Consider the following 14,187-nt stretch of genomic DNA (forward strand, 5'->3'; position numbering starts at 1 on the left):
GCTCCAATACCGCCACGACGTCCTCGACGGCTGCCTTACCGGCACCGGCCTCCGACGCCAGCCACCATGACGACATCACGCATTCAAGGTCAGTAGGGGGACCGTGCCCTGAGTTCGTTGCGACGGGAACCTGAAATACCGCGATCGGATCCTTCATGGTCAGGGCTGCCTCGAAGGTATCGTCTCGGATATCTCAGCTCGTCCTTCCGCCGCCCGGCCGCAGTCGGCTGAGCGGGGTTCGTACCTTTTAACCCTGAGTGAGCGGTGTGCATCGTGAAGTTGCAGGTCGCGGGTCTGGTGTGCGTGGGCCGCTCGGGCTGGTTGCGGGCGGATGTTCCCTTCAAGATCGTCGGTTAACGGGCGACTTCGCGGTTCGTCAGTACCAGCAGGGCCCTCACCAGCGCGGTCGCCCATGTCGGATCGGTGCGTACTTTGCCGATGACGCGCCAGTTCTTCAGGTGGGCGAAGCCGTGCTCGACCGGTGCCCGGACGGCCGCCAACGCCTTGTTGGACAGCTTCTGCCCTCGCGTCAGAGGCCGGTTCCGGGCGGCCTTGTAGCCGGTGATCACCGCCGGGCCGGCGTCGGGATCACTGTCGTCGAGCCCGACAAATCCCAGGTCGGCGATGGCGCCGAGCCCGGCCGCCCGCAACTTCTGCGTGAGCTTGTCGTGTCGGCAGGCGGTGATCTCCGAGGTCCGCCCGGGCCGGGCCGTCGGGACCCAGAGCAGTCGGCCCTTATCGTCGGTGAGCGCGATCACGAGCAGGCCATGGCATTTGTGCTTGCCGGAGTAGTTCTTCCGGTTCTCCGTCCCGGTGCGCCGCCGGGTACGGATCAGGGAGCCGTCCAGCACCACGACGCCACCACCCGTTCGGGCGCTCTTCCTCAGGGCGCGGTCCAGCTTGGGAGCGCGGGCGGCCAGCAGGCCGACGACTTCCCAGGCTCACCGGCCAACGGTGGTGCGGTGCACCCCGTTGCCGCCGGCCAGATCGCCGGGCCGCTGGTCACAGCGCAGTACCGCCATGGCGACGGCGGCGATCTTGCCCGCGGGCAGGGCCCGCCACCGCGAGCCGACCTTCTTCAGGTGACCGCGTATCAGGTCGGCGAGCCAGTTCAGGGTGGCACTCGGCAGCGGCAGGCGGGCGGTGTAGACAAGGCCGTCAGGGCCCTCGACGGCGTGGTTGTTTTTCTTCACACCAAACTCAACTGCCGCCGGGGGCCCTCTGGTTACGCCGCTTCCGTGCCCATCTCGCGCGGCTACAGGCGTGCGGTGAACCTGCCGTCAGGTCGTTTGTGCGGCCAGCCGCGGTCGGCGAGCTTGGTCAACTTCGCGCGCAGCGGTTCCAGCTTGCCGCGCGCCGTCACCTCCAGGCCCAGCTCCTCGCCCACCGTCCTGACCCGCACTGGGCCGTCGGCAGCCCGGACGATCGCCAGGATCTTGCGGTAGTCGCCGGGCAGGGCGGCCTCGTCGGGAATTTCGCTGCGGTGCGGGATCAGCAGCACCGCCCGCCCCGCCACCCGGGCGGGAGCCGGGCGACGGCCGCGGCGGCCTCCGTCGCGGCCCGGTCCTGCTCAGCCAGCCGACGCAGGACCCGCTCGGCGATCACCAACTCCTCCCGCTCGGCCTGGACCTCCTGCAACTGCTTGGCCAACTCCTCGGCGAGCGCGTTCAGTTCACTCCGGCGAGCCGTGATCCGTTCCAGCTCCTGCATCCCCGCATCCTCCCCGCGCTCTCCCGGCGTACCGGGGCCCCGGTCACGGATCGTAGGAGCGGCAGGACGGCGAGCGCAGCAGAACCCGAGAAGGGCACCGGCCGGCAAGTCGGACGATCTTCACCATGGACACTGGCCGACGACCAGCGCGAGTATCTCTCCAGCCCCTCACACCATGCCCGTGGCCAGCAACTTCACGATGCACACCACTCATTCGTCGAGCAGGCCGTCCCGGACGCGGTGCGTATGCAACTCTGCCGCGTTCTGGTCGGTTGTGGTCGGAGAGGCCAGCCTGTGCAGATCGCGCACAAGGAGTTCAAGGGCGGTGATGTGCTTCATGCGTCGGTCGCCTTCTCCTCCCGGCAGGAGCACGACGTCAGAAAGGCTGGCGGACAAGTTGACCGCCGCAGATCCGCCCAGCTCGACGACGCGGGCACGAGCTGCCGCCGCATCGACATGGACGCCGCCGAGCACCAAAACCCGCCGTCCCGCCAAGGGCTTGTCCAAGGTGCCGGCGAAGGGCTCCGATCGGCGCGGCCCCGGGCACGTGCTTCGCCACGGATCGATGAGCCCGAGCTCCGGGTCGCTGGGGCGAGACCCGCGTAGGCGGCGAGGTGGCCGGCGGTCGGGAAGGTGCTGCCGTCGCCGACCTCGATGAGGATGCGGGCTCCGGTCCTGACGCCGACTCCCGGCATGGACGTCAGAACTTTGGAAAGAGGGTGGGCCTCAAGGAGTTCCTCGATCCGTCCGGCTAAGGGTTGTCCCGTAAACGACGGCGGCGCTGATCGCCGCCGACGGCACCGTCGAGTGGTGGTGCACGCCCCAGTTCGACTCCCCCAGGGTGTTCGCCTCGCTGCTCGGCAGCGACCGCGGCGATTTCTGCCGTCCGGCGCCGATGTCGGCGGCGACGCCACCGTCCGCCAGCTCTACCTTCCCGACACTGCCATCCTCACTACCCGATTCATGGCCCCGAGCGGGGTCGGCGAAGTCGTCGACTTCATGCCTCCCGACACCTCGCCGACGCCGTCCGCCCGGCACCGACTGATCCGGGTCTCGCGGGTGGTGCGCCGGAGCATGCCGTTCGAGCTGAACTGCCGGCCCCGCTTCGACTATGGCCGGGCCGCACAACGCCTGACCCGTCTCGACGACGAAACGGCCCGCAGCGCCTGGTCCACGCGGTGCATGGCTTCGGCGTCGACCGGGCCGAGGCATTTCGCGCCGTCGAACCAGTCGGTGCGCAGCTGGACGATGTTGACCGCGACCGCGGCGCACGTGATTGGCGCACATGGGCCGTCCGTCGGCAGGCGTTGCTCGGCTTGGGCCACGGTGGATCCCCTGCGCCGGACCTCCCTCAGCGCCGTCCAGCGCGAGGCACTGCGGAAAACGGCAGCAGTGCGCTGCCTGCCGCGGCCCGCCAGGCACCGACGCGCGAGCCGGATCACAACTCCTCCGGCCGCAGTCAGCCAGGCAGCCTTACGTCTACAGTGCGTCGCCTCCCCCAGGTGTCCAGACGTCCGGATCAATGCCTCGCGAGACGGCCGATCCCTGGTGCTCGCGTCTCAGCCGCTGCTCCCGGTGCCTTCACTCGTCTCGCTGATCTCGACGAGCCGCGGCTTTGCGACGTCGGCCTTGGGGACGGTGATGCTGAGCACTCCGTCCTGCATCTGAGCACGACGACCATGGGGGCGTCGAGGGCATCCGCGGCGGCGAGCGTGGCGTGAGCCAGTGCTGTTCCGAAGCCGCAGCGGCGATGTTCGCTGTGGACACCGAGCACGGATCCCTCACGGGCGCCGGCGTGTTCGGCGGCGCCGAGGTGCTTCTCGGCCTGGCGCTCGTCGCCAACGGCCGCCGCGTGGACCCGCCCGGTCCGGGAGGCGGCCGGCGCTCTGGTCGCGGGCAGGCTGGCCTTCGCTGCGGCGACGCCCAGCAGTGCGCGCGGCGAGCGCTGCGATGCCTGGTCAGGCAGAGGTGAAAGCCTCCTCGGGGGCTTCGTCGAGGACGAATCCGTTGTCGAGCCGGACGCGGACCGTGACGCGGAGCCTGCGTCGCTGGTAGGCGGCCCAGTGCTCTTCCAAGGCCCCCACCTGCTCCTTGAGTTGCTTTCTGCTCTCCGGCGGCATCTGGTGGCCGAAGTCGTCGAGGAGCGACTTGAGGCGCAGGTACTCACCGACCTCGTGGCTCTGCCGGCGGTGATGCTCCTCCACACGCTCGACAGTGCCCTCAATGCCTGCTGCCAAGGCCACAGACGCGGCGAAGGCACCCGTCTCCTCCGAGGGCTCCTCGGCTGTGGTCGCCGCCCCCGCCAACCACAGGTCCGCCGCCAGCCGCACCCGTTGGCCCACGCTCAACGTCATCGATCCTTCGTCCTCCTCGTCGGTCACCGGCAATCCGGTAAACGTGGCGATGCCAGGCATACCGGAGAGGAAAAGATCATCCCACCCTCGCCCCCGGTCCCGACACGATCGAACCTCCTCGCCGACCATCACCTGCACACCACGCAAGTCCTCCTCACCGACGCGGGGGTGTTCCGAAGATCGTGTGGACCATGGGCGACGGAGCGACGGTGACGTGCGCCGGCCCGGGCACCCCCTACACCGCAGCCGCGGGCAAGAGCGACTCCCCCACCTGCGGCCACACCTACACCCACGCCTCCGCCCACCAACCCGAACACCGCTACCGATCACCGCGACGTCCACCTGGACCCTCGACCGGCAGACCACGGCCGGCGGCGGCAGCGGGCAGGCCGGCCAAACCCGCCAGTCCCAGGTCTCGGTCCCTGTCGTAGAACTCCAAGTCCTCAACTGACAGCAGGAGCCGCGGCGCGGCGGGACGGCTGCCTCTGGGCGCAGCGTCCATCGCTGGGATCAGGAGCGGCCGGTATCTATCGCCGTGGCTGGATTTCCTGTGGATGTCTTGATCAGCCCAGTACGTTGCGGCAGCATTCCCAGGCAGGCTCGGACAGCAAGTGCCGCCAGCGGGTAAACAGCTCGAGCAGTGCGGGGCCGTAGCGGCCGCGTATTTCTGGGCTGACCATGGCGATGTCCAGCTCGTTGGCCGCCGTCAGTTCGGCGAAGTCCCGGCGCTGGTGGCCGGTCGGCCGGGTCCGCCCGTCGGTGAAGCGGTCCGTGAACGCGGCATCCTCCGTAGCGAGGGTCCAGTAGGACGCCTTGCGGTTGCAGGACGCGTAGAAGTAGACGAGCGCCTCGGCCTCCTCGCCGATGGCCTGCACCAGTTCGCCCCGCAGGTCCAGTGACAGCAGCGCGGCGGGGAATCCGTCGGTGCCGTAGAAGGCGTGACACAACCCGGCCGACACCAGTGCCGGACGGGCGCCCCACGAGGAGAGAAGGGCGCTGACCCGCTCCAGATGGGCCAGCAGGTTGCCGCCCGGATGGTCGATCGCCTCGGCTCCGGCCGTCTGCAACATCGCCAGTGCCTGCTCGGTCACGCTCCTACCGCCTTCTGTGGCTCGGATGCTTCCCTGATGAGAGAAGTGGAATCTTGGGTGATCAGGCTGCGGTGGCCTGCTCTTCCGCGAGACGCTGGGCGTGACCTCCTGGCCCTGTTCACCCGTCGTCACGGCTGGCGTCGGGGGGAGAGACGTGCACGGTCGGCAGAAGCGGCGCACTCTCGTTGATCACGGGCAGAGGCTATTCTCGCTCAGTCGATCCTGCCAGGGCGACTGGGCAATCGCCTGTTGATCCGGCTCACGTCCCAGCGCGCCTGAACTGAAGGGATGGTCATGGCCAGAATCACCTATGACGCCGCAACAGCGACTTCGTTCAGGGCCGTTCGAGAGATCCCGCGCGACGGGCTGGCGGCCTGGGAGGACGCCGTGCGGCGGCACCTGAATCCGTTCCCGGGCATGACCATTGTGGACATCGGCGCGGGCATCGGAGCCTTCGCGACAGCCTTCTGCGACTGGCTCACCGCAAGAGTGGTCGCGGTCGAGCCCTCCGAGGCGATGCGCGCCCTGGTGCCCGATCGCCCTGACATCGAGGTCCTGGCGGGTCACGCCGCATGCTTGCGGCGGCCCACCGGGGGAAGCGTCTGTGGAGGGTCTGCCAGAGGCCGAACCGCTCGGGCAGGTCTCCCCGGGGCATGCCGGTGCGGAACTTCAACACGGCGCCTCAAGGCGTAGTGGTGATCCCGCCACCGGCCACGTGCCCGGCCCACGGCCGGCAGCAACGGCGCGACCACTGCCCGCGCGGGGTGGAGAAATGGCCCCATTCCCTCACGACGGACCGGAGATCCGGTGACCGGAGTGACACCTATATTCCGCCGTCCTGGGCGGAAGCCCGGTCCGTGCGGCGGAAGGCGGCCCGGTAGGTGCTCGGGCGGTGGCCGGTGTGGCGCGCGAAGAGGGCGGCGAAGGTGCCGGCGTCCTGGTAGCCGACGGTCGCGGCGACAGCGGCGACGGTGCGGTCGGTGGTCTCCAGGAGATGGCGGGCACGGCGGACGCGAGATGCCTGCAGATGGGCCAGCGGGCTGCGTCCGGTCTCTTCGGCGAAGCGGCGCAGCAGCGTGCGGGTACTGACCCGGAAGGCGTCAGCGAGCGCGCTGAGGTCGTACAGCTCGGCGAGGTTCTGGTCGAGCCGCCGCATGACCCGCTGGGAGAACTCCTGGCCGGGCTGCGGGAGGAGTCGCGGGTCGACGTACGGGCTCTGGGACGTCCGCGCGTCGTCGACGAGCGTCAACCGTGCGGTGGTGCGGGCCACCCGGGCGCCGTCGTGTCGGCGGATCAGGTCCAGCGCGAAGTCGTACATGGCGCTGAAGGCGGCCGTGGTCGTCACCCCCGTGTCGGTGACGACCAGGTGCTCAGGCCGCACGTCGGCGCCCGGGCACCGCCTGGCCAGTTCGCCGGCGTGCAGCCAGGACGTGGTGGCCCGGCGCCGGTCGAGGAGCCCGGCCTCGGCGAGGAGGAACGCGCCGACGCAGAGGGACACGACGGCGGTGCCGGCGGCGGCCTGCGCGCGAATCGCCGCGATCTCGGGGGCGAGCCGGGCGAGCCGCGCGTCGAGGTCCGTGTCAGGGTGCAGCTCAAAGCCGGGGACCACGAGGACGTCGACCTCGCGTACGGAACACACACCGAGGCTCGCGCCGCCCGAGGCAGTGACCCGGCGGCGGGGCGAGACGACCGACACCCGGTAGCCGGGCGCGGCCGGTCCGGCGACATGCCCAGCCATCGTCAACAGGTCGGGGATGCCGAACACTTCGGACGCGAAGCAGTCCGGGTACGCAAGGATCCCGACCCGCAGCGCACCCGTTCCGGCGCCCGTAGCCGCACCGTCCTCCGCCTGCCGCGGCGCCTCCGCCATCGCTCCCGTATCCCCTCTGGCGCCCCCGGCCCCGGGTCTGCGACCGGGTACCGCTCGCCTCCCTCGCGTGTGGCGAGATTACCCCTGGTCTTGGCGATCCCGCCCCTCACCCGGCGGCCGGGCCCGGGCCCAGGCTGATCCCATGAGCGACGACGATCCGATCACCGATTTCACCCGCCGGAGCGTGGCCGTGGAGGGGGTGGAGAAGACGGTGTACGTGGCCGGGGCCGGGCCCGCGGTCGTGGTGCTGCCCGAGATGCCGGGCATCAGTCCCGACGTCCTGCGGCTCGCGCGCTGGGTGCGGGACGCGGGCTTCACGGTCCATGTGCCTTCCCTGTTCGGGACGGACGGCGCCTTCCCCACGGTCGAGGGCGGCCGGGAGGTCGTCCGCCGCGCCTGTGTCAGCGCTGAGTTCCGCGCCTTCGCCGGGGGCGGCACCAGCCCGGTGACGGTCTGGCTGCGCGGCTTGGCGCGCCAGGCCCACACAGCGTGCGGCGGGCCGGGGGTGGGCGCGATCGGCCTGTGCTTCACCGGCAACTTCGCCCTCACCATGGCCCTGGAGCCGGCAGTCATCGCCCCGGTGGTCAACCACCCGTCGCTGCCTCTCGACGACCCCGGTGGACTCGAACTCGACGCGGCGGACGCGCGCGCGTTGCGCGACCGGCTCGACCGCGACGGACTCACCGTCCTCGCCTACCGCTTCGAGGGCGACCGCTGGTGCACGGGGCAGCGCTTCGCCGCCTATCGCGCGCTGCTCGGCGACGCATTCGACGGACGCGTCCTCCCGGACAGCGCCGCCAATCCGGCCCCGCCGCCCTTCTTCGGCGACCTGGTCGGCACCCCGCACAGCGTCGTCACCGCCCATCTCGTCGACGAGGCCGGCCACCCCACGGTCCGGGCCCGCGACGAGATCCTCGCCTTCCTCACCGACCGCCTGCACCCGCACGGGAACCGGCCGCTGCCCACCACCTGACCGGGCCCTGCTCCGCCGGACACCCGTCGAGGACGCCGGAGAGCCGTGTCCGGTCGGCAGTGGGCGCAGGGAGCACCGGACCTTGTAGCCGGTTTCCGATGGTCACCGTCAACCGGGCACCCAGCGACCGCTGTCCGTTCTTCCCGAACTCCGTCGTCCGTCGGCCAACCGCTTCGCACCCACCGGTGAACACCTCGCGGAGTACGGTGGCGGCCACCGTACTCCGCGGGCGGGTGCGAGGTCGCGCGTCGATGCCTCAGGGCATCATCTCGTACGCCCCCGACAGAGCCTCGACGCGCCGCCAGACGCGCCCCGAGCGCGCCCCGTCGGCGACCGGGCGCCGGACCGCGCCGAGCGCCCAGAGCTGCTGCTCCTCGGTCGCGGAGTCCTTGCCGTGCAATTCGACGGCGTGCGCGGAGAAGTCCCGCACGAGGACGGCGAACAGCTCGTCGAGCACGTCCTCGTCGAGGTCCGCCAGGGCTGCCTGCTCCAGGACCAACTGGCCGTGGACGACGAGCGCGAAGAGCTGCCCGACGGCGAGGAGCAGGTCGAGGTCCCGGCTCTGTTCCTCGTCAGGCGCGGCCGTGAGTACGAACTCGCAGAGGGCGTCGGCCTGTTCGCGGAACCGGGCCACGTTGGGAAGGTGGTCATACGCGTCGAAGGCCGGCCGCCAGTCGTGAAAGCGCACCGAACCGAGACCGCGGGCCGGTCCCTGCCGGAAGAGGAAGACGTCGTCGGCCGCGTCGAGGCGGGTCGGGACGGGCTCGTACGCGACCGGGTCGAGGAGATGGTTGCGCATGAACTTGAGGATCAGCGCCAGGTTGACGTGGACGGTGCCCTCCAGCTTCGGCAGGCCGCGGATCTCGACGGCGGCCTGGGCGAAGTAGTTGTCCTTCTCGAAGCCCTTGGCCGCGATGACGTCCCACATCAGGTCGATGACCTTCTCGCCCTCGGTTGTCACCTTCATCTTCGTCATCGGGTTGAAGAGGAGGTAGCGGCGGTCGTCGGGGCTCGCGGTGCGGAAGTAGTCGACGGCGCGGTCGCTGAACAGCTTCATGCCGACGAGCCGGACGTACGCGTCCGTCAACTCGCGCCGCACGTGCGGGAATGCAGTGACGGGGCGGCCGTAGAGTATGCGGTTCTGCGCGTGGGTGACGGCCTCGTACATCGCGTGCTCACAGATGCCGATCGAGGCGGTGCAGAGGTTGAACTTGCCGACGTTGACGGTGTTGAGGGCGGCGTCGAAGGCGGTGCGGCCGGTGTGCAGGACGTCTTCCGGGGCTACGGGGTAGTCCTGGAGGCGGAACTCGCTGACGTACTTCGAGGAGTCGACGACGTTCTTGACCAGGTGGTACGCCGGGTGGCGGCTGTCGGCGGCGAAGAAGACGTAGCTGTCGGGGCCTTCGACGTCGGTGCGGCGGCCGAAGACGGAGACGAGCCCGGCGGCGTTGCCGTTGCCGATGTAGTACTTGGAACCGGTGGCGCGGAAGCCGCCCGCCCCGTCGGGCTCCAGGAGCATGTCGGTGGAGTAGATGTCGGCGCCGTGGGCCTTCTCGGACAGTCCGAAGGCGAACACCTCGCCCTGGGAGAGCAGTTCCGCCGCACGGGCACGGGCGGCGGGGTTGTCGCTCTGCCAGACGGGGCCGAGGCCGAGGATGGTGACCTGCCAGGCGTACCAGTAGTCGAGGCCGTAGAAGCCGAGGATCTCGTTGAGAGCGGCGATGCGGGCGGTGTCCCAGCGCTTGTCGCCCTCGCCCTCTGCGGCGGAGGCGGGGGTGAGGAAGGTCGCGAAGAGCCCTTCCTTGGCGGCGAAGGCGAGGAAGTCGCCGAGCCAGGCGCGGGTCCGGTAGTCCTCGATCAGCCGGCGCTTGCCCCGCTCTTCGAACCAGTCGACGGTGGCGCGCAGCAGCCTGCGGGTCTCCGGGTCGAAGTGCGCGGGGTCGTATGTCCGCGGGTTGAAGAGCAGCGCGTCGGTCATGGTGCCGCCTTTCGGCTTGGGAGGGTGAGGGTGGGTACGGGTATGGGTATGGGTCCCGGGGAGCCTGCTCGGCGGTCAGCGACCGGCGGCGAAGCCGCCGAGTGTGGCGAGGACGTCGTCGAGCCAGGTGATCATCATGCGCTCGTACGCGATGCCGCCGCGCAGTACGACGTGCTGGAGTTCCCGTTCGGCGTCGAGCGGACCGTCCGCCGGGGGTTCCCCGAAGTCGCGGGACTCGCCCGCGAGGTAGTGGGCGAGGCGGTCGGTGTGCGCCTGCCGGTGCCTCTCGACCTCACTGATCAGGGCAGCCGGATCATCGAAGGCGGCGCCCCGGACCTTCACCGCCAGGTCGTGCCGCACGCTCTCGGGTTCGGTCGGTTCGTGGATCCACGCTGAGAGCGCGTCCCGTCCGGGCCTGGCGACGGAGTACTCCTTCTTGTCCGGACGCCCGTACTGCGGGACGTCCCGGACGTCGACCCAGCCGTCGCTCTCCATCCGCTTCAGCACGCGGTAGATCTGCTGGTGGGTGGCGGTCCAGAAGTACCCGATGGATCGCTCGAACCGCCGGGCCAGCTCATAGCCGGAGCCCGGCTTCTCGATCAGGGAAACGAGGATCGCGTGCTCGAGCGCCATGTACACGATCCTCGTATGCACCTCGTTGCATAGCAACGCTGCCGCGGTGAGAAACGGCTCACCCGGGTAGCGGGTCGGACGCCGGCATCCTGGAGCGGCGGCTGGAGTCCCTGCACGATCAACTTCGCCGGGCGGACCCGCAGGACGCTCTGCTGCTTGCCGCCCAAGCCCACCGCGGCATCGGCTTCGACGTCGCGGGTCGCGGCCTGCATGACGCGCGAGTCGTGCTGGCCGTCCTTGCTCAACGCGGTCCCCACCCACGACCTCGCTGGGGCCCGGTCACGGCGGGAGAGCCGGTCGTCGACGACGAGGGTTTTCGTAGTTGCGGGCGGCGACCTCCAGTGTGCCGGACATCTCGGTGACCACGGCCGGGGAGAGGTCGAGCTGGGCGCAGAGCGGGCCGAGGACGACGCCCTGGTCGCGCTTGAGGTCGCCGAGCAGGGCGGTGGAGCGTGCGAAGAGGTACATGCCCCTCTCCACCTCAGCGACGCCCTGGGACTGCTCGGTGTCGCCACGGCGAAGGCCACCCTGCCCGCCACGAAGGCGCTGGTCGCCTCCCAAACCGGCCAGGTCCACACCCGCGTCCACACCCACCGCCCTCGGCGACGAGCAACGCGCTGCTCACCACCTCGGCCAGGCGGACGGCCTGATCGCGGGGTCGAGGCTGTCTCATCATGTTCCGCGAGTTCTTCGCCCTCTGCAGCGAGACACCTGGTCAGGCCACTGGGCGGATCCGATCGCCAGTCTTCTCCCGGAGTGCGGCTTCCAGTCGGTCGCGGGCCTCGGTCTGGGCGGCGATCCGCTCATGGAGGACCGCCAGCCGTTCCAGCGCGACCCGAAGACCCTTGGTGGAGGGCGGTGCGGCAGCCACGTCGCCGTCCAGGCATGGCAGGAACACGCGCACGTCGTCCAGGGTGAGCCCGGCAGCCAGCAGGTAGCGAATGTTGCGGACCCGCACCACGGCCCGTTCGTCGTAGACGCGGTAGCCGTTGGAGGCACGTTCGGAGGAAATCAGCCCGGCCTGCTCGTAGTGCCGCAGTGCACGAGCGGTCGTCCCAGTTGCCCTGGCCAGTTCACCGATCCGCATCCATTCCACCTCCGGGGCCACTCCTATCACGCCACAACCGCTCCACCGTCGACTGGGAGTACCACTCCCGTGATGAACAATGCCGCCGGTGCGGCAAGCTGGGTGACCGCCCAGGCCACATCCTCGGGTCGGCCGATCCGGGCCAACGGGGTGTGCGCCAGTTGCCACTCCCGCACTGCGGCCATCCGCTCCCGCGTCAGGCCCTGGTGCTCGCCAATGGGCGTGTCGATCGCGCCGGGGGCGACCGCCACCACCCGGACCCCTCGGGGTGCCAGCTCGACCGCCCAACTGCGGGTCAGCAGTTCCAGGGCGGTCTTGGTCGCCGCGTAGACCGAGCTGCCGGGCCAAGCCCGCTGCCCCACCGATGTAGTGACATTGACGATCACTCCGCCCGACGTCTCCAGGGGCGGCAGCGCAGCCTGGGCCAGCAGGGTGGGGGCGACGAGGTTGGTGGCGAGCTGAGCCCTGATCATCTCCACCGTCAGCGTGCCGATGGCTCCGCTGTGCACGATGCCGGCGTTGTTGACCAGCACGTCCAATCGGCCGTATGTCTCCAACACGGTCTGGACGATCCGCTCAGGCTCGCCCTCGGCGGTGATGTCGACGGACAGCGGCATGATCCGGTCGTTCTCGGCGGCGGTCTCTTTGAGCCGCTCGACCCTTCGCCCGATCGCGACCACGTGGGCACCCTCGGCGGCGAAGGCGCGGGCGGTGGCCCGGCCGATCCCGGTGCCGGCTCCCGTGACGACGACGGTCCTGCTGCTCTGCGATGTGGTGCTGTTCATGCCGGTCATCGTTCAACCTTGCCGCCAGTGGCAAGGTCAAGCAGTCTGCCGTGTGCACCTGGTCAACGGTTCGCCGGGGAGGGGAACGTCCTGACCTTGGCGTGTGGCGCGGCCGAACGCGGCCTGGTCGCGGGCCCGTTCGGGCTTGGAGAGTCTGGGGTTGCCCAGGAAGACGGCCTGGGTGTTCTCGGCGTGATCGGCCCAGATCTGCCGGTGCTGGGAGTGATGGGTGGCCTGCGGGCAGCGCGCCGAGTCACACATCCCCATGAGGGGTTCGTCGGCGTCCGGGGTGCCGGCGAGTTTCAGGCACGCTGCCTTCCCCGGATCGGAGAACCAGCAGTCGTTACCGATGCCGAAGTGCAGAGTCTTCGCCTTGGCCTTGAGGACACGCTCGACGCGCCGGTCGTCGATGAGGTGACCGGCCCGGCGTCGTGCCGTTCCAGGATCTGGTCAACGGTCTTGAAGGCGACGATGAGGTCGCGGGCACCCAGGCCACTGCGCAGGATCCCGCGCTGGAAGTACTCGTAGGCGGCAACGGTCGGCCGTAGACGTTCGGCTTCTTCCTCGGCGGCGAAGGCAGCCAGGTGTCCGCCAGGGCGGGCTAACGGTGAAGTCGGTATTGGAACTGTCTGAATGCCTGGGCCCGCAAGGCTTCGTCTGCTAGGAAGCCGCTGGATGAAGCCCGTACTCGGCCAGCCACTGGAGCAGGTCTTGGCGAGAGGTCTCGACGAGGCGGCCTCCGGTGAAGCGGGCGTCGTCGGTCACCTCTGCGACGCACTCTGGAGGGGGCCTGAAAGATTCGGCCTCCTCGTCAGTGGTGAACTCGCCCTCCGCCAGAACCAGGCCCTGCAGAGGGCCGTCGAAGACGTCGACGCCCAAGGGCGGCACGCTGAAGCGCGTCTTCGTCAGCACTGCAGCCGGTAGTGAGGCGAGCAGGTCGTACTCGGCCGGCGACAAGTACGTATTCGTGATCAGCCCCTGAATCGCGCCCGGCCGAGAGACCGGCACCTTCTGGGTGAGCTTGAGTTCGCAGCTGCCGTCTGACCGTTCGGCGCGTCGCAGGCGCAGGCGCGTCCCCCACCAGATAGCGGTCGTTGATCATCCGGGTGACCGTCACTGCTGACGGTCCCGGCGCTTCAGCCAGCAAGAACCGCCGTTCCCGCTCGATGCGCGCGTACTTTCCCGGGTGAACCGTCCGACCTTGAACCCCGCCGGCCTTGTCCATCATGAAGACAGCTTCCCAGCTGGTTCTGCTCGGTTGGCCTGTTTTCGGTGGATCGACCTCCCGAAGTCGTCGCATACAGCCAGGAGGGGATTCGCGAAGTGGATCGGCCGTGGTCCTGGGCGAGTTGCGGTAGGCGGGATGGTGATCAGCAGACTGCCTCTGACGAGCAACTCGAGTCCCTGCGTGTGGTGCTGTCGCGTATCGACGTGTTGACGGAGGCGCTGGCGCGGACCGCGACGTTCGGTCTGGGTGGTACGTGATCGCGGGATGTCTGTTCCAGACCGTGTGGAACGTGGCCACGGACAGACCACCGACCTGCGGTGTCAGGGACTACGACGTCTTCTACCTCGACGCCGATGATCTGTCATGGGAAGCAGAAGTTGCCGTGATCGAGACCGGCAAGGAGGTCTTCGCCGACCTCCCGGCAGAGGTTGAGATCCGGAACGAGGCCCGGGTTCACCTCTGGTATGAGGACACCGGT

The 14,187-nt window shown here is 69.5% G+C and carries 13 protein-coding genes and 4 pseudogenes; 3 read left to right on the plus strand and 14 right to left on the minus strand.

All coding sequences use genetic code 11. The features are described 5' to 3' along the window. Positions 1-353: 353 nt before the first annotated feature. From ACFY2L_RS34865 to ACFY2L_RS34885, 5 genes and pseudogenes are all read right to left on the minus strand, one after another. Positions 354-1,193: pseudogene (locus ACFY2L_RS34865) on the minus strand (transposase family protein). Between the two features lie 62 nt (positions 1,194-1,255). After that, positions 1,256-1,501: a hypothetical protein gene (locus ACFY2L_RS34870; RefSeq protein WP_390824338.1), complete on the minus strand. Its 246-nt coding sequence runs from the start codon at positions 1,499-1,501 to the stop codon at positions 1,256-1,258. After that, entirely contained in the window at positions 1,492-1,710 is a 219-nt protein-coding gene (locus ACFY2L_RS34875; RefSeq protein ID WP_390661707.1) for a hypothetical protein, read from the minus strand. Before ACFY2L_RS34875 ends, ACFY2L_RS34870 begins: the two co-directional genes overlap by 10 nt. Positions 1,711-1,920: 210 nt before the next feature. Beyond that, positions 1,921-2,217, minus strand: a complete 297-nt coding sequence (locus ACFY2L_RS34880) for a hypothetical protein (RefSeq protein WP_390824400.1) — start codon at positions 2,215-2,217, stop codon at positions 1,921-1,923. A gap of 32 nt (positions 2,218-2,249) precedes the next feature. Continuing rightward, positions 2,250-2,453, minus strand: a pseudogene (locus ACFY2L_RS34885) (transposase); the annotation flags it as partial. A 41-nt stretch (positions 2,454-2,494) separates the two neighbouring features. On the opposite strand from ACFY2L_RS34885, the gene ACFY2L_RS34890 reads away from it, so the two are divergent. Continuing rightward, positions 2,495-2,755, plus strand: a complete 261-nt coding sequence (locus ACFY2L_RS34890; RefSeq protein WP_390824389.1) for a hypothetical protein — start codon at positions 2,495-2,497, stop codon at positions 2,753-2,755. A 913-nt stretch (positions 2,756-3,668) separates the two neighbouring features. On the opposite strand, the gene ACFY2L_RS34895 is transcribed toward ACFY2L_RS34890, so the two are convergent. The 3 genes from ACFY2L_RS34895 to ACFY2L_RS34905 all read right to left on the minus strand — a co-directional run bounded on the left by ACFY2L_RS34895 (position 3,669) and on the right by ACFY2L_RS34905 (position 7,025). Next, positions 3,669-4,202: a hypothetical protein gene (locus ACFY2L_RS34895; protein ID WP_390661706.1), complete on the minus strand. Its 534-nt coding sequence runs from the start codon at positions 4,200-4,202 to the stop codon at positions 3,669-3,671. A gap of 425 nt (positions 4,203-4,627) precedes the next feature. Continuing rightward, on the minus strand, positions 4,628-5,155 hold the full coding sequence (locus tag ACFY2L_RS34900) for a DUF6817 domain-containing protein (protein ID WP_390824339.1): 528 nt from the start codon (positions 5,153-5,155) through the stop codon (positions 4,628-4,630). A gap of 823 nt (positions 5,156-5,978) precedes the next feature. Further along, complete coding sequence (locus ACFY2L_RS34905; protein ID WP_390824340.1) at positions 5,979-7,025, minus strand: GlxA family transcriptional regulator; 1,047 nt, start codon at positions 7,023-7,025, stop codon at positions 5,979-5,981. Positions 7,026-7,167: 142 nt separating this feature from the next. Here ACFY2L_RS34905 and ACFY2L_RS34910 point away from each other — a divergent pair, with 142 nt between their 5' ends. Then, positions 7,168-7,998: a dienelactone hydrolase family protein gene (locus ACFY2L_RS34910; protein ID WP_390661703.1), complete on the plus strand. Its 831-nt coding sequence runs from the start codon at positions 7,168-7,170 to the stop codon at positions 7,996-7,998. 256 nt (positions 7,999-8,254) lie between these two features. Here the strand turns inward: ACFY2L_RS34910 and ACFY2L_RS34915 are convergent, their stop codons facing one another. From ACFY2L_RS34915 to ACFY2L_RS34940, 6 genes and pseudogenes are all read right to left on the minus strand, one after another. Beyond that, complete coding sequence (locus ACFY2L_RS34915) at positions 8,255-9,976, minus strand: acyl-CoA dehydrogenase family protein (protein WP_390661702.1); 1,722 nt, start codon at positions 9,974-9,976, stop codon at positions 8,255-8,257. Positions 9,977-10,051: 75 nt separating this feature from the next. Then, positions 10,052-10,609: a PadR family transcriptional regulator gene (locus ACFY2L_RS34920; protein ID WP_390661701.1), complete on the minus strand. Its 558-nt coding sequence runs from the start codon at positions 10,607-10,609 to the stop codon at positions 10,052-10,054. Positions 10,610-10,794: 185 nt separating this feature from the next. Further along, positions 10,795-11,086, minus strand: a pseudogene (locus ACFY2L_RS34925) (hypothetical protein); the annotation flags it as partial. Positions 11,087-11,324: 238 nt separating this feature from the next. Continuing rightward, entirely contained in the window at positions 11,325-11,696 is a 372-nt protein-coding gene (locus ACFY2L_RS34930) for a MerR family transcriptional regulator (protein ID WP_390661700.1), read from the minus strand. 26 nt (positions 11,697-11,722) lie between these two features. Beyond that, entirely contained in the window at positions 11,723-12,490 is a 768-nt protein-coding gene (locus tag ACFY2L_RS34935; protein WP_390824341.1) for an SDR family NAD(P)-dependent oxidoreductase, read from the minus strand. Positions 12,491-13,141: 651 nt separating this feature from the next. After that, positions 13,142-13,489: a hypothetical protein gene (locus tag ACFY2L_RS34940; protein WP_390824342.1), complete on the minus strand. Its 348-nt coding sequence runs from the start codon at positions 13,487-13,489 to the stop codon at positions 13,142-13,144. A 355-nt stretch (positions 13,490-13,844) separates the two neighbouring features. Here ACFY2L_RS34940 and ACFY2L_RS34945 point away from each other — a divergent pair. Then, positions 13,845-14,178 (plus strand): annotated as a pseudogene (locus ACFY2L_RS34945) (nucleotidyltransferase family protein); the annotation flags it as partial. Between the last annotated feature and the right edge of the window lie 9 nt (positions 14,179-14,187).

It is taken from the genome of Streptomyces sp. NPDC001381 (assembly GCF_042895685.1).
Classification (GTDB): Bacteria; Actinomycetota; Actinomycetes; order Streptomycetales; family Streptomycetaceae; genus Streptomyces.

Bases quoted from the DNA above. Each gene is read 5' to 3' on its own strand.
- ACFY2L_RS34875 (WP_390661707.1), bottom strand. From the start codon at position 1,710: ATGCAGGAGCTGGAACGGATCACGGCTCGCCGGAGTGAACTGAACGCG.
- ACFY2L_RS34935 (WP_390824341.1), bottom strand. From the start codon at position 12,490: ATGACCGGCATGAACAGCACCACATCGCAGAGCAGCAGGACCGTCGTC.
- ACFY2L_RS34920 (WP_390661701.1), bottom strand. From the start codon at position 10,609: ATGGCGCTCGAGCACGCGATCCTCGTTTCCCTGATCGAGAAGCCGGGC.
- ACFY2L_RS34905 (WP_390824340.1), bottom strand. From the start codon at position 7,025: ATGGCGGAGGCGCCGCGGCAGGCGGAGGACGGTGCGGCTACGGGCGCC.
- ACFY2L_RS34910 (WP_390661703.1), top strand. From the start codon at position 7,168: ATGAGCGACGACGATCCGATCACCGATTTCACCCGCCGGAGCGTGGCC.
- ACFY2L_RS34930 (WP_390661700.1), bottom strand. From the start codon at position 11,696: ATGCGGATCGGTGAACTGGCCAGGGCAACTGGGACGACCGCTCGTGCA.
- ACFY2L_RS34915 (WP_390661702.1), bottom strand. From the start codon at position 9,976: ATGACCGACGCGCTGCTCTTCAACCCGCGGACATACGACCCCGCGCAC.